Consider the following 13,633-nt stretch of genomic DNA (forward strand, 5'->3'; position numbering starts at 1 on the left):
TGCCTTTTTATACCCCTCTTATTGTTGACAAAGAAACAAAATCACTCTATTATTTTGTTGACAAGGAAACAAAGACAGCGATTTTGAGAGGAGAATACTATGTCAAGACATAAAAGAAAGGAACTTCGGCTGCCAAAAGAAGTTCTCACAGCCGCCTGGGCTATTGCACTGGGAGCAATCGCTCCAATGCTTGACTCTACGATGGTAAACATCGCCATCGACAAACTGACCAAAGACTTCAACACGACATTGGATACCATTCAGTGGTCCGTTACAGGCTATGTCTTAGCACTTGCGATTGCAGTACCCGTATCCGGCTGGCTTATGAACAAATATAACGGTAAGAAAATCTTCATCGGCTCAGTCATCGCCTTTGGTGTCATTTCTGTTTTTGCGGGGATGAGCCGTGACGTTTCCAGCTTCATCTTCTTTCGTTTGCTTCAAGGATTCAGCGCCGGCATTATGACTCCGCTTATGTCAACACTCTTGGTTAAAACGGCAGGTCCGGAAAACCTGGGAAAAGTGATGGCAATCGTCAGCACCCCTATGATCTTCGGCCCGATCTTAGGACCTGTCATCGGAGGCTTCATCGTCCAAGGCGCTTCATGGCATTGGATTTTTTACATCAACGTGTTCATCGTTTTGATTGCTGCACCGCTTATGATGAAAACCATTCCAGACTTTGAACCATTCAACAAAGATCGTAAACTCGATATTTTCGGGATTATCAATTTGTCATTAATGAGCGCGGCATTGATTTACGCTATTACAAAAGCGGCGGATCATGCATCATTTAACAATAGCGACACCATTTTATGGGCGGGCATCGGTCTTGTTTCAGCAGCCATTTATCTTGTATATAATCTGATCAAGAAAAACCAAACCGTGCTGCCTATGAATTTGTTTGCAAACAAGAGCTTCTTATCATCTTCGATCGGGTTGTTCTTAGCGAATGTTGCCATCATGGGGCCGATGTTAATACTTCCGCTGTTTTTTCAAAACATTCGTCATTTCACGGCAGTCGGAGCAGCACTCGCTTTAATCCCTCAAGGAGTCGGAATGCTCGTGACTCGTCCGCTGATCGGAAAAATGATTGATAAAATCGGTGCGAAATACGTGGTTACGGTCAGTCTTGTTCTTTCGCTGATCGGATCTATCCCGCTTATTTTTATCACCGATAACACAAGTATGATCTGGATTTCCGTCGTATTATTTATCCGCGGCACCAGTTTTGGAGGAATTATGCTCCCATTAATGAGTGACGCTTATACAGGCCTTGACAGCAAACAGCTTCCGGAAGCGGGTGTCGGTATTCATATGATTGAAAACCTCGGTTCCAGCTTTGGCTCAGCTGTGATCGCAACCGTTACCGCAACTGTCATACAAGGATTGCAGCCAACGATTCCGAACAGTTTAAAAGGCTACCATGCCGGATTCTTAATATCCGTCATCATCCTTGCGGCCATCTTCATTCCAAGTCTGTTCCTTACCCATAAAAAGACTGCGATATAAAGAACTTTTTAAAGTAAAAAACCCTTGCGCAGCAAGGGTTTTAGTGAACGAAACTGATGATTGTTGTTGACAGAGTCGGCCAACAATAGACAAAGCCTTTTACTCATTCACATTGCTTTTCATTAATCATTCTACTTCCGTTAATTCTTGTTTTTGAACGTCTTTTGTATGTTTTTTCGTAAAATGGACTTTAACAGCTTCTTCGTTTTCCCAAATCTCCCAAAGCATGATTTTGCGTTCTGATGGTTCGAGCGGATGAGCATGGAACTGAATACAGCCGTCTTCTTTGTTCGTTTCTTCCTCAAGTTTTTTGAATTCCTTCATTATTTCATTAAGGTCTTTATCACTGATGATTTTTAAGCATGCCGTTATGTAATGCATCGAAATTCCCCCTCTTCCCATCTTTTTATGGCTTTACATTATAACATCGAAACCGGCATACCGCATTCTCAACATATAAAAAACCGTCCATAAAAAATGAACGGCAATGTTTATTTAAGGGCATTAAGAGCGACTTTTGCAGCCTCAGCGATAAGAGCATTATTATAATTGGCATCTTCCGTAAACCGGTTTGACAGGATTGCCAAAACAATTGGGGCTCTGTCAGGCGGCCACACGATGGCAATGTCGTTTCGTGTGCCGTAGCTTCCGGCTCCGGATTTATCGCCGACTTCCCATCCTGCAGGAGCGCCTGCCCGAATCAGTTCGTCGCCGGTAGCGTTGCCCCGCATCCAATCTGTTAAAATCGTGCGCTTGTCAGTCGTGAGAGTGTTACCCAAAGCGAAAGTCTTAAGATCAGTTGCCAGTGCTTTTGCGGTGCTTGTGTCACGACGATCCCCGGGAATCGCAGAGTTTAGATCCGTCTCGAATCGATCAGCTTTCGTTACATGATCCCCGATCTGTTTCAATGACTTTTCAAAACCTTTAGGGCCGCCAAGCTGCTGCAGCAATAGGTTCCCGGCGGTATTATCGCTGTAACGGACAGCGGCTTCTGAGATTTCTTTCAGGCTCATGCCTGTATCCAGGTGTTTTTCTGTGATTGGAGAATATGTAACTAAATCGTCTTTGCTGTAGCGGATGATGGCATTAAGTTTTTCATTTGAGCTTTTCTTCAGAACAGCAGCTGCGGCCAGAACTTTATAGGTTGATGCGTAAGCAAACCGTTCATTCGGCCGATAGGCGATTGTCTTGTTTGAACCTGTATCAATCGCATAAACCCCAAGCCTGGCATCAAATTTTTTCTCAAGCTGAACAAATTTTTGATTCGTTATACAGCTTGTCATTTTTGTGTTTTCTATAGACTTCGCTTCAGCATGCGCTGAGCCGAATAAAGGATTGAAACCGGTAAAGCTTAAACATAAAAGTCCAATGCATATTCCAACTTGTATTCCCGCTTTATTTTTCACATTCAGGCCTCCTCATTAAAATGATTTTGTATACATCTTCTAATTAACATTACAAACAGGATGAAAGTCAATATATTTCCTGTGAGATGTTGTCCATGACAGTTAGGAAATCAGCTGAAAATTTAATTAAAAACACCCCTGAATCTCTTCAATGGATAGTGTTTCTTCCGGCAGATATTTCGAGAAAAACCCGTGTGATACAGCGTTTGATTTCTTGCCGGAGCCGCCCTGCGGCACCAGATTCGTATCATTCAGCCCGCCGCCGCTGTGCTTCTTGTATACGCCGGCCGTGTATGTCGCGGCATTCGTAAAACACCCAGCCGCTCTACCCGAATTCATTTTGCCAGCCGGACCATACGGCGGAAGCAGGCGGCGCAACGGCCGCCGCTCCCATAAGTAACACAACTGATAAATGATTGACTGAATCGTTTTTTCACCGTCATTGCTTCCCCTGCTTTTTAAATTCTGCGATTTCCTTAGGGGTAGCCTTCCGGACTCCGTCTGCGTCTGTCCTGTTTGCCACTTGAACGCCTTCCATGTTTTTTATCTCGCTGACTATTCCCAAATGCTCTAAATACACATGATCACCAATCTTGAAACGATTCTGTTTGGCCCGCTCCTCGGTCATGCTCCTGTATTCAGTCGCGGCTTTCATTTTTAATTCAGCCAGACACATTTGACAAAGTGTTACTGTTACAGAATTGCCGTTAAAATCAGTAAACGAAACCGATCTGACAGATTCCTTTTCCGGGTGCATCGTGCATGTTTTCTTCATAGGTGATGGCCGTGTAAATTCAATCATTCCGCTTCCTCCTCAAAAAAAGTCTTTTCGTCCCTCTCACATAACTCCGGATGAACGGGAAGTTCCATACACTCGCATTCGAACTGTCACGACACCGCCATCTGACGGATTTTCATACATCCTTCATAGCTGCAAGCCTATATTCCTTTATATTCCCAATGCTTGCCGCACTTCCCTGTTAGGATGAAATTTCTAAAGCTGTTGACCAGTTGCCGCATGTTGGTTCCATGCGAAAAGCCGTATCCCAATTCATACGGGTGAATTTCAGCCCTCTAATATGTGTGTGCTATGCTTTTTAAAGGAGGTGCATCACATGATGTTCTAACAACCGATTCAACCTGAACAAAGTGATTTAGTCGACAAAAAGATTGCCGAGAACAAAAAGAACGGTGAATCTAAAAACAATTGACCTTTCTGAATATGAATTGCTAGTCAATGCATATTCCAAATTAATAAGATAAATAAAAAAGACCCCTTCACAGTTAATGGTGAGGGGGTCTTGAGTATGCGGCCGATATTTCTTTATTGAACTCCAAACGAAGAGATGCAAAAATGGATTGAAGAGGTGATGATTTTGCCGCCATGTTAATGTACAAATATTTAATTAATACTGTATCAGTTTATTCAATATGTTAATTTTACTTTGATCTTTATTACTCTTCTTTGTTCTTCTATATCCATCTAATAAAGACATATTATAAACCTTGAGGTAATCATCAATAGTCAGCAAATGATATTTGGCTCCGTCATCTTCAAAAACCCCTAGGTTATGATAGTCTACATCTGCAAATGGTTTTAAATCCTCAATGTAAGCAATGCCTATTTTAGTATTAGTTTTCCTAAATTCATGCTCATGTAAATCAACCAATTTATATCCTTGCAGTTCCATAATTTTTTTAAGTTTTTCCCACTTTTCCTCTAAAAATATTAAAGGAATAAGGATGTCAATATCTTCTGGTGAAAAGTTCAACCCAGTTACCTTTTCAAGACCTAAAGAGCCATATAATAATGGAGTAATGTCTAACTCTTTATTAAGAGTTTTAGCTATATTTATAAATTCATTATACAATTTCATTTTATATCCTCAATTTTTGGCTATTTAGAATCAACTGCTCCTTGGAGTCCACTTTAAAAGGATTCTTTTATCTCAATGGGTCTCCTGAAGCTATATGCCAATGCAGATGCTTTGAATCCTGATAATCTCCTAAGTTTGTAAGCACCCTGCAAGAACCACTTTCTTTTGTCACCTTCGCCGCAACCTTTTTAATCACACCCAGCAACTCGAGTAAAAGTTCATTGTAGTCTTCTTCCAAAGTGATTAAAGAAGAGATATGTTTTTTAGGAATAGCAACAATATGCACCGGCCAAAAAGGTCTTGTATGATGATACGCCAATACATTCTCGGTTTCTAAAACTTTATTTACTTTTGTTTTTCCGCTTAATACTTCATCGCAATAAAAATCTTCTGTCATCATTAATCCCCCCCTTACTTTTTAGCGTTGATCTTCATAGTCAATATACAAATTCACTCGATGCTCTGCTTTATTTTTCACCTTTATCATTAAAATAAGAGAACCACAATAAACTTATGAATCCAGCAGCTCCTATAATTGTAGATATAATGTAAGTCCAATTAAGTAAATCCATAAGCTTTCTCCTCTAAGAAATAATGTCTAAATAAAATGTTTACTCTTTATCGTATTGCTTTATAGAATTTTCCATTCCGTGCAATCCAGCCGCTTTTGATACGGTGTTTAAGGATTGCTACCTATTCTAACCAATACAAGACTGCCCTCATCTACTGCTTTTAACTAAACTAATTTTTGTATCTCTTTCAATGTATCTTTAATAATGTCAACAATAATCTGGGGTTGATCAACATGTAGACCGTGTGATGCATTCTTCACAACAATATGTTTGCTATTTGTTGATAAACGCAGAAAGTCTCTTTGAAATAGATTCCACGCAGCGAAGGATTCAGTTGTATGATAAGACTGTAAACCAGCGCTGACAACTATAAGTGGGATATCTCCTAATGATGTGCATTTGTCTATTTGTTCAAAACTATCTTGAATTTCACTTAAAGAACCTTCTACCGAAAATTGATTAAAGTAAAGAGATCTTGTTTCTTCACTGAATAGTGGTGGCATAATTTTGTTTTGATCTTCATGGCAGGAATCTAAGAGAATAACCGCTGCTACTTCTTCTGGATATGTACAAGCATATAATCTTACATTTGCTCCTCCAAATGAATGCCCTACGAGCATATATGGTGGTTTAATATTCGCATTTTGTAAAAGAGTACGAAGATTTTCAACAGACTGCTTGCTGTCTTTTGGTCTATCGTCTTTTTCACTTTTTCCTAAACCTGCTCTATCGTAGATGAAAAATTGCGCAAATTTTGAAATTTCACCTTTTATAGGGTCCCAAGAAGCAGAAGGGCATCCGTACCCTGATTCAAATATGACTGTAATGTTTTCATTTTGCCTTTCAAAAAATTCGTAATAGAGCTTAATACCACCAATATCTTGCATCTTGCCAGTATTGGTAATTTTATTCATACAAAAACCTCCAGTGTTTAATCATTAGATTTATAGGTTAAAACGGGGCATTCTGTCTCTGATTTTTTTAGTCAAATGCCATCATCTCATTCCAATAAACTCTTCTTCTCTAAAAAATACTTCTTTTAAACCCTTATCATCACTTAGAACACTATATGCTACCCTAGAAATCGAGACTCTCTATGTAATAATGGGTATTCATCTAATCTGTCATTTTTTAAGATATTAGTTAAGATATTTATCATTGTTCACATCTCTCTTTGTTAGAGTAAAGACGTGTTTAAACTTAAACCATTTGAAACACGGCATACAATGCAACTTCAGCTACAAGCAAATAAATCATATATCTAGCATAATTTAATACATCTTCATCAGTATTTTTCTCTTTTTTAAAAGTCCATGCAAATAAACCTAATACAGTTGCCACTAATGCGATTTCAATTATTGTTAATATTTACATACCTTCCTCCTAAAAAAGAACAGGGTAAATAGACTTATGTTAACTTTCATTCAATTAAGTCTCTTCAGTCAGGATTTATCTTATAAAAACTTTCCACTTCTTCATGTTCATCACATTCAATGAGTTCAAAGCTGCCCGGTACATTATACATTATTTTCCGTTAATATATCAATTCCGGTTAATAAATCACCTGCATCTTGAATTACGCCATTTTCATCTTTTACACACTACAATTCATTATCTAAAAATATGTTCCAGCCTTTTAACTGGCTTAATATTTCCAATTCATTCAAACACTGCCGAGTAATTCCTGCACTCCGGTTTCCCATCCATAAGCTCTCTTCTCAAATGCTTAATCACATAATTAAAAGGACAAAGAAGTGGGTCAAATGATTCATTTTACCATTTTAGATAGTACATTGACCTTATTCCACATTCCTCCATGGTAAAATCTTGTTGAAGTATTTCGAATGAAAGGATTATGGTCATGAAAGTTTTCGAAGCAACCACCCTCCTCGCCGCTGCCAAACAGCGTGCCGATGAATACAAAAAACTGCGCGGCCAGATGGTCAATCTGAAAAAAGCGTTTCAAGGTATGGCTGATCTCGGTGACAGCGACTTCTCAGGCCGGGGCGCTGACAACATCAAAGCCTTTTTCCAAGACCACGCCGGCGTCACAGACAGCTGGCTTGATCTGATCGATATGAAAATCGCATTTCTCACAAGCCTTCCCGGTAAGGTCGAAGATGCCGGACTTTCCAATTCGCATGTGGAGGAATCATTTCTGGAGCATGAGCTCACCCACGCCCTCAGTAAATCAAAGGCGATTATGGAAGAGCAGAAAAAGGACATGCGCTCCATCCTCGGAGAGATTGAAGACATCATCTCGCTTGATCTGTTTTCAACCGAAAACACAGATCAGAAGATTTCTTCAGCTGACAAAAAAAGAAGCGAAACGATACATAAGCTCGGCAAGCTTGATCACGATCTAACGAAAGAATACGCAGAAACCGAAGCGAACGAACAGTTCATCCAAGCCGACTTTCAACAGCTTCAAAACGCCACAGGCAAAGGAAAAGGCGCCACGCCGCTTCACTACAACGCCAAAGCGTACCGTGAAAGCGACATCCATAAGAAAAAAGGCGAGATTGCTAGGCATTCGGATGCTTATTTGACGATTAAAAAGGAAGAAGCGAAAGAGCGGGAAATCAAGGATCTGAAGAAAAAGCTGGCCGATGGAGTCACTGATCCGGATGAATACTTAGAAATCGCCAAAAAGGTTGGCTATGAGAATCTCACCCCTGAACAGCTTGAATTTGTTTCATTTCTGGAACAGCGTAAAGCTTTCATTGATAACGGAAAAGAAGCATTGCGAATCATAGGTGATGGCGCCAAAGGTCTGCTTGTAGGTGTATACGATCTTGCCAAGGATACCGGTGAAGGAGCACTTCAACTCGGACGGAATATTGGTTGGACAATTGACAACTTAAACAAAGATCCTCAAAAAGTTCTGGATACTGTTCTGGAATACGACTATCTAGGTGTCTTTCAAAGTATGGTTGACACATTGAAGGATGATTGGGATAAAAAGATGATTCACGGCGATGCATATACACGGATGCACTATGTTACTTACTTGGGCGGAAGTCTTCTGTTATTGAAAGGCGGAAAGTCCTCTGTCTCAACAGGCTCAAAAGATCTTGCTAAAGCTGGCGGCACAATTAAGAAAGGCGGAAAGTCTGTAAAACAGTTTTACAAATCTCCTGTCAATCGGTATACTCCTGCATTAGAAGGAATCCTTCAAGATGCTGAGCATACTATTAACGTAAAAAATACACCACTCCTAAAAGGAATAGCCGATTCCACTAAAGATAGGGTACTCTTTAAATCAATCAATGGTAAGTCATCAAAAAACAAGGCAGTTAAAAAAGGCCTTTCCAAAAAATCAAGAGAAGTTGCGCTTCCAAAGGTAGACACATATGAACAAGCTAGAAATGAGGCGCTAAATCTAATTGGTGATTTAGGAATAGATTCAAAGCCTTTTATAGGTACTTTATCTAAAAGCGCAGGCTTTGGTAAAGTTACTGGCCGAATGTCTGAAGATAATAAAGTCCTTTGGAGATTAGATTATGATCCCGAAAAGGGACCTCATATAAATGTTGAGGATTATAGAAATGGAAAAGGAGATATGGCAAAGAAATATTATATACCTTTTAACGGAAACGAAGATACTTATAAATCCCTTTTAAAACATTTAAATAAATAGGAAGTGTTAATATGACCTTATACGAAGAATGTCTAGAAGCTCTTGGAGATAACAAAGAAGTCCTCACTATTTCTGAGACACGTAAATATCATGAGCATCTTGGCGAAAGTTTCCCCTTCACATCATGGGGAAGAATTAAATGGGATGAAGTAACTTATCACAGATCTATTGATTACGCTGAAGATATTGATGAATGGTTAGTTGAGAATAAAATAGATAATAAAACTGTTATTCTCCTTTGGGCTTACGGTGATTATCCAGCTGTAAAAACCAGCTTAGACAACGCCTTAAACGTAATTGATGATGTAACTGCTGTAGGTTCAGATACCTTCATGTTCAGCGAATCTGGTTATGTTATTGAATTTTTCCATGATGGAGATGTAACAATAGGAAAAGCAATATGAAAATATTAGCCCTTCTTAGTTAAGAGAATCAATATGAATTTAGAGAAAAAAATGAAAGATATATTAATTAAAAGAAAAAAACTTAATCTTAATGATGACTATGGCATTCAAAAAAGTTGGGATGAAATAATTGAAGTGCTTTCAGAAAACGAAGAAAATACAATCAGCTATCTAGAAAATTGTAATAAACAGATTTATATTGGGTCAGTGAGGTATTTGAAGATTTAGCTGAAAGTTTGCACAGTAAAGAACTTATTAATTGTTTAAAAAAATTAGATGAAAAGTGCCCTGACTTAGAAATGACAAACGATATTGATATAGCAGAAAGTTATATAGAATAACGATACGCACCATTTCTCAGATTTGAAGTTCATTTCTTGGTGGTGATAAGTAATGATTGAAATTAAAGTTTCTGATCCTGTATTTAGATTTCTCGGTGGACATTTCCACCAAGGAATAGAGTCTCCGGCAAATGCACTTGATAAATATTTAAATGAAGCATCACAAAAACTAAAAGAAAGAGATTTAATAGCACTAACTGAGTTTGTAAATAGTGATTATTCAGAAGAAGACAAGAATGAATTTATAGAGGAAGCAGCGGATGGCATATACTTTCCTGAAGATGATATAACTCCATTAGAATGGCTTAAGCAAGTCACTGAACAAATTAAAAAACACCTTAAAACAACATAGTTAGAAAAAGAGCCCTCTTATAAGAAGGGCTTCTTTTATAATTTCAATTTCACTTCTAGCTCCGCTTTCGTTTTTAGTCCGTAAATGCCGTATGTCTTCAAAACAAACATGGACTGAATCGTTCGACCGCATTTTTGATGACAGATAAATTGAAGTGGTATAAACTGCAGAAAAAGAGGGTAATAAAAAAACCCATAATAATGGACTTAATTTATATTCTTTTAATCTCATTTTATGGGATTTTTCCCATCTCTCTGATGAACAAAAAGTCGCTAAACCATATCGGCTGTATTAGATGTAGAGATGTATATTAATAAAGATGGCTCAATAGCTACTGCATATCCTTTATATAAAAAACCAAGGGAATGATTGATTTTATTATGGAATATTCATTTGAATGTAAAAGAGATCATTTAGGATACTTACGAGTAATTCTCCCCGCAGAGTTAGAATACTTTTCTGATTTCATTGAAGACATTGTTTCGGTAGATGAAGCTGATGAATACTTGAAATTGATTCAAGATGTATTGGATGGTTCTTCTGAAGAATATGAGATTCAACTAAATACAACCATTGCATATATAAAAGAAGATCAAACAGTCATAGAACACCTTTATACAGAAAATGAAAACGATAGAAGCTCCATGGAGACAGAAAAATTCAAAAAACTTATACTCGATTGGAGAGACAAGATCCCCCAAAGGTATAAGAGTGATGATTGAAACTTTAGGTCCCTTGAAATTCAAGGGACCTTTTTATTACTTAATACCGCTTCAAGTTTCACTTTGTTTTCGATCCGCAGTTACTATCTGGAGAACTCATTAGGAACCGTCTGACGAATTTTCGGTTTTCAGTGCATAATAGCTATCAATGCCATTTCCTTGCCCTTCTTACTGAAATAATGTAAGCCTCTAGAGCTGTTTCAATAAAAAGTAAAAAACCCTTGCTGCGCAAGGGTTTTGGCTATGATTCCGACTGGGCTCGAACCAGCGACCTCTACCCTGTCAAGGTAGCGCTCTCCCAGCTGAGCTACGGAATCATGATATGTATGTGTTGCTGGGTATGTTGTTGTCTCTCTGACATTTATAATTATATATCCTGATTTCTCATTCGTCAACACTTTTTTTATCTAAAATAAAAAAAAGGGCGCGTCGCAAAATTGACGGCGCCCTTTTCGTTTATGATCTCACTTGGGCGGGGGTTATTTTTTTCAATGCCTGTTCGAAGTCCCGTTCTAAATCTTCGGCGTTTTCGACTCCGACGCTCAGGCGCAGAAGGCCGTCTGTGATGCCGCGTTTCTCCCTCTCTGCTTTCGGCATGGCGGCATGCGACATGGCTGCAGGGTATGAGAGAATGGACTCGACGGCGCCGAGGCTGACGGCAAATACCGAAAGCGATACGTTTTCGACCAGCTTTTTGACGGCTTCTTTGCTTTCCAATTCAAAGGACAGGACGGCGCCCGCTCCGCTCGCTTGACGTTTATGGGTATCGGCTCCCGGGTGTCCGGCAAGGCCGGGATAGTAAACGTTTTTGACTGCGGGATGCCCGTCAAAATAGGCAGCCAGCCGCTCAGCCGTCCGGCTCGCTTTTTCCAGTCTGACCTGCAATGTTTTTAAGCCTCTCAATACGAGCCAGCAGTCCTGAACGCCGAGCACCGCTCCAAATGAATTTTGCAGCTTATACAGCTGATTGCCGAGCTCTTCATCTTTTACGGCGGCAAGGCCTGACAGCACGTCACTGTGTCCGCTCAGGAATTTTGTTGCGCTGTGAAGCACAATATCAACGCCGAGATCAAGCGGACGCTGCAGTGCAGGTGTCATGAATGTATTATCCAGAAAGGTCAGACAGCCGTTTTCTTTTGCAAGCTGGACAACCGCTTTAATATCAGTAATTCCGAGCGTCGGATTTGACGGTGTCTCCATATAAATGACCTTTGTGTTCGGCTGGATATTCCGCGCCACTTCGTTGATATCCGTCATATCGACAAAGGTATGTTCGATTCCGAAACGGGACAGAACCTCAGTCACCATGCGGAATGTTCCGCCGTACACATCCTCCGTGACGAGGACATGGTCGCCTTGGGATAAGAGCAGAAACGCCGTCGAAATCGCCGCCATACCGGAGCTGAAAGCAAAACCTCTCGTTCCGCCTTCAAGACCTGCGATCGTTTCCTCAAGCGCTGTTCTTGTCGGTGTGCCCGAGCGGCTGTAGTCATATGTCCCGAATTCTTCAAATGAAGACTGATGGAATGTGGAAGCATGCTGGATCGGCACGCTGACGGCTCCGGTGGCTCCGTCTGTTTTAAATGGATTGTGCACAAGCTGGGTTTCCAGCGTCCAATTGTGATTACTCATATGACACGGCCCCCTCTTTTACTTGCTGTAATGCCTGCTTGACATCCCGCTTCAAATCTTCTGCATGTTCAATGCCCACTGAAAATCTCAGCAGACGGTTGCAGACGCCGTTTGCGATACGGATGTCTTCCGGAATGTCCATGTGCGTCTGCGTCGCGGGATATGTAATAAAGCTTTCCACCCCGCCGAGACTTTCTGCGAAACAGATCGTTTTCAGCGCCTTTAAAAACGGATTGACCCATTCCTCTTTTTGCAGCCGGAAAGACAGCATTCCGCCTTTTCCGGGATATAATACGTCGGCGATTTCTTTTTCCTGTTCTAAAAATTCTGCAAGTTCACGAGCGTTTTCTTCATGACGGCGCATTCTGAGTCCGAGTGTTTTCATCCCTCTCATTAAAAGCCACGAATCAAACGGCGAAAGAACCGCGCCGATCGCATTTTGGTGATTAAACATGATCTCGCCGAGCTCTTCATCCTTAACGACAGCCAGACCGGCAAGAAGATCATTGTGCCCGGCTAAATATTTTGTGGCGCTGTGAATGACGATGTCCGCTCCCAGTTCAAGCGGGCGCTGGAGCACCGGGGTATAAAACGTATTATCCACAATTAAAAGCAGGCCGGCTTCTTTCGTAATCCGGGCAATTTTTTCAATGTCCGCCTCCTGCATTAACGGGTTTGTCGGCGTTTCAACAAATACCGCTTTCGTGTTTTCCGTTATTTTGGAGCGTAAACAGTCTTCATCGCTGAAATCATCGTAAATAAAGCTTAAGCCGTATTTTCTCCATTCGTTTTCAAACAAACGGTACGTGCCTCCGTATAAATCGGAGGATACAATCAATTCATCCCCGCTTTTAAACAATGCCATAATGGTTTGAATGGCTGCCATTCCCGAGCTGAAGGCAAATCCTCTCGCACCGTTTTCCAACACGGCGATGGCGTCTTCGACGAGCTGGCGTGTCGGGTTTTTCGTGCGCACGTAGTCAAAACCTGTAGATTCTCCTATTCCTCTATGGCGGTAAGCGGTGGACAGATAAATCGGCGGACTGACCGTTCCCGTTGCTTCTTCGCTTCTATTTCCGATTTGGGCTAATTTTGTATCAACATGCTGCGTCATCAGTAAGCACCATCCTTTTTCAAAAATAAAAAAGCCCCCTCTTCATAAGAAGAAGGAGCTT

The 13,633-nt window shown here is 40.5% G+C and carries 14 protein-coding genes, 1 tRNA gene and 1 pseudogene; 6 read left to right on the forward strand and 10 right to left on the reverse strand.

Features of this window, described 5'->3' with window-relative positions:
* Positions 1-99 precede the first annotated feature (99 nt).
* The gene (locus CXL14_RS17100) at positions 100-1,512 is read left to right on the forward strand and encodes an MDR family MFS transporter (RefSeq protein WP_089072423.1); all 1,413 of its coding nucleotides are present in this window, start codon (positions 100-102) and stop codon (positions 1,510-1,512) included.
* A 126-nt stretch (positions 1,513-1,638) separates the two neighbouring features.
* Here the strand turns inward: CXL14_RS17100 and CXL14_RS17105 are convergent, their stop codons facing one another.
* From CXL14_RS17105 to CXL14_RS17135, 7 genes are all read right to left on the reverse strand, one after another.
* Positions 1,639-1,893 carry a putative quinol monooxygenase gene (locus tag CXL14_RS17105; protein ID WP_089072422.1) on the reverse strand — a complete coding sequence of 85 codons (255 nt, stop codon included), beginning with the start codon at positions 1,891-1,893 and terminating at the stop codon, positions 1,639-1,641.
* A gap of 110 nt (positions 1,894-2,003) precedes the next feature.
* The gene (bla, locus tag CXL14_RS17110; RefSeq protein WP_089072421.1) at positions 2,004-2,924 is read right to left on the reverse strand and encodes a class A beta-lactamase; all 921 of its coding nucleotides are present in this window, start codon (positions 2,922-2,924) and stop codon (positions 2,004-2,006) included.
* Between the two features lie 120 nt (positions 2,925-3,044).
* On the reverse strand, positions 3,045-3,296 hold the full coding sequence (locus CXL14_RS20585) for a hypothetical protein (protein WP_375838657.1): 252 nt from the start codon (positions 3,294-3,296) through the stop codon (positions 3,045-3,047).
* Between the two features lie 61 nt (positions 3,297-3,357).
* Positions 3,358-3,720: a hypothetical protein gene (locus CXL14_RS17120; RefSeq protein ID WP_101287876.1), complete on the reverse strand. Its 363-nt coding sequence runs from the start codon at positions 3,718-3,720 to the stop codon at positions 3,358-3,360.
* Between the two features lie 604 nt (positions 3,721-4,324).
* Positions 4,325-4,795, reverse strand: a complete 471-nt coding sequence (locus CXL14_RS17125; protein WP_014417483.1) for a hypothetical protein — start codon at positions 4,793-4,795, stop codon at positions 4,325-4,327.
* A gap of 67 nt (positions 4,796-4,862) precedes the next feature.
* Positions 4,863-5,195, reverse strand: a complete 333-nt coding sequence (locus CXL14_RS17130) for an HIT domain-containing protein (protein WP_101287878.1) — start codon at positions 5,193-5,195, stop codon at positions 4,863-4,865.
* Positions 5,196-5,531: 336 nt separating this feature from the next.
* Positions 5,532-6,281 carry an alpha/beta fold hydrolase gene (locus tag CXL14_RS17135; protein ID WP_014417481.1) on the reverse strand — a complete coding sequence of 250 codons (750 nt, stop codon included), beginning with the start codon at positions 6,279-6,281 and terminating at the stop codon, positions 5,532-5,534.
* 947 nt (positions 6,282-7,228) lie between these two features.
* Between CXL14_RS17135 and CXL14_RS17145 the strand changes: the two genes are divergently transcribed.
* The 5 genes and pseudogenes from CXL14_RS17145 (at position 7,229) to CXL14_RS17165 (ending at position 10,826) form a co-directional block, all read left to right on the forward strand.
* Entirely contained in the window at positions 7,229-9,007 is a 1,779-nt protein-coding gene (locus CXL14_RS17145; RefSeq protein ID WP_101287880.1) for a T7SS effector LXG polymorphic toxin, read from the forward strand.
* A gap of 11 nt (positions 9,008-9,018) precedes the next feature.
* Positions 9,019-9,411, forward strand: a complete 393-nt coding sequence (locus tag CXL14_RS17150) for a CDI toxin immunity protein (RefSeq protein WP_014417478.1) — start codon at positions 9,019-9,021, stop codon at positions 9,409-9,411.
* A 33-nt stretch (positions 9,412-9,444) separates the two neighbouring features.
* A pseudogene (locus CXL14_RS17155) lies at positions 9,445-9,752 on the forward strand (hypothetical protein).
* A gap of 52 nt (positions 9,753-9,804) precedes the next feature.
* On the forward strand, positions 9,805-10,104 hold the full coding sequence (locus CXL14_RS17160; protein ID WP_014417475.1) for a contact-dependent growth inhibition system immunity protein: 300 nt from the start codon (positions 9,805-9,807) through the stop codon (positions 10,102-10,104).
* Positions 10,105-10,469: 365 nt separating this feature from the next.
* Positions 10,470-10,826, forward strand: coding sequence for a hypothetical protein (locus tag CXL14_RS17165; RefSeq protein ID WP_014417474.1), 357 nt, complete (start codon positions 10,470-10,472; stop codon positions 10,824-10,826).
* A gap of 244 nt (positions 10,827-11,070) precedes the next feature.
* Here CXL14_RS17165 and CXL14_RS17170 read toward each other — a convergent pair.
* The 3 genes from CXL14_RS17170 to CXL14_RS17180 form a co-directional block, all read right to left on the reverse strand.
* Positions 11,071-11,143 (reverse strand) — tRNA-Val (locus CXL14_RS17170).
* 139 nt (positions 11,144-11,282) lie between these two features.
* The gene (gene metC / locus CXL14_RS17175) at positions 11,283-12,458 is read right to left on the reverse strand and encodes a cystathionine beta-lyase (protein WP_101287881.1); all 1,176 of its coding nucleotides are present in this window, start codon (positions 12,456-12,458) and stop codon (positions 11,283-11,285) included.
* Positions 12,451-13,572 (reverse strand): methionine biosynthesis PLP-dependent protein, encoded by a 1,122-nt coding sequence (locus CXL14_RS17180; protein ID WP_014417446.1) that lies wholly within the window; start codon positions 13,570-13,572, stop codon positions 12,451-12,453. Before CXL14_RS17180 ends, metC begins: the two co-directional genes overlap by 8 nt.
* Positions 13,573-13,633: the final 61 nt, after the last annotated feature.

The sequence above is a fragment of the Bacillus sp. SJ-10 genome (genome assembly GCF_002843505.1).
In the GTDB taxonomy this organism is placed as follows: Bacteria; Bacillota; Bacilli; order Bacillales; family Bacillaceae; genus Bacillus; species Bacillus velezensis.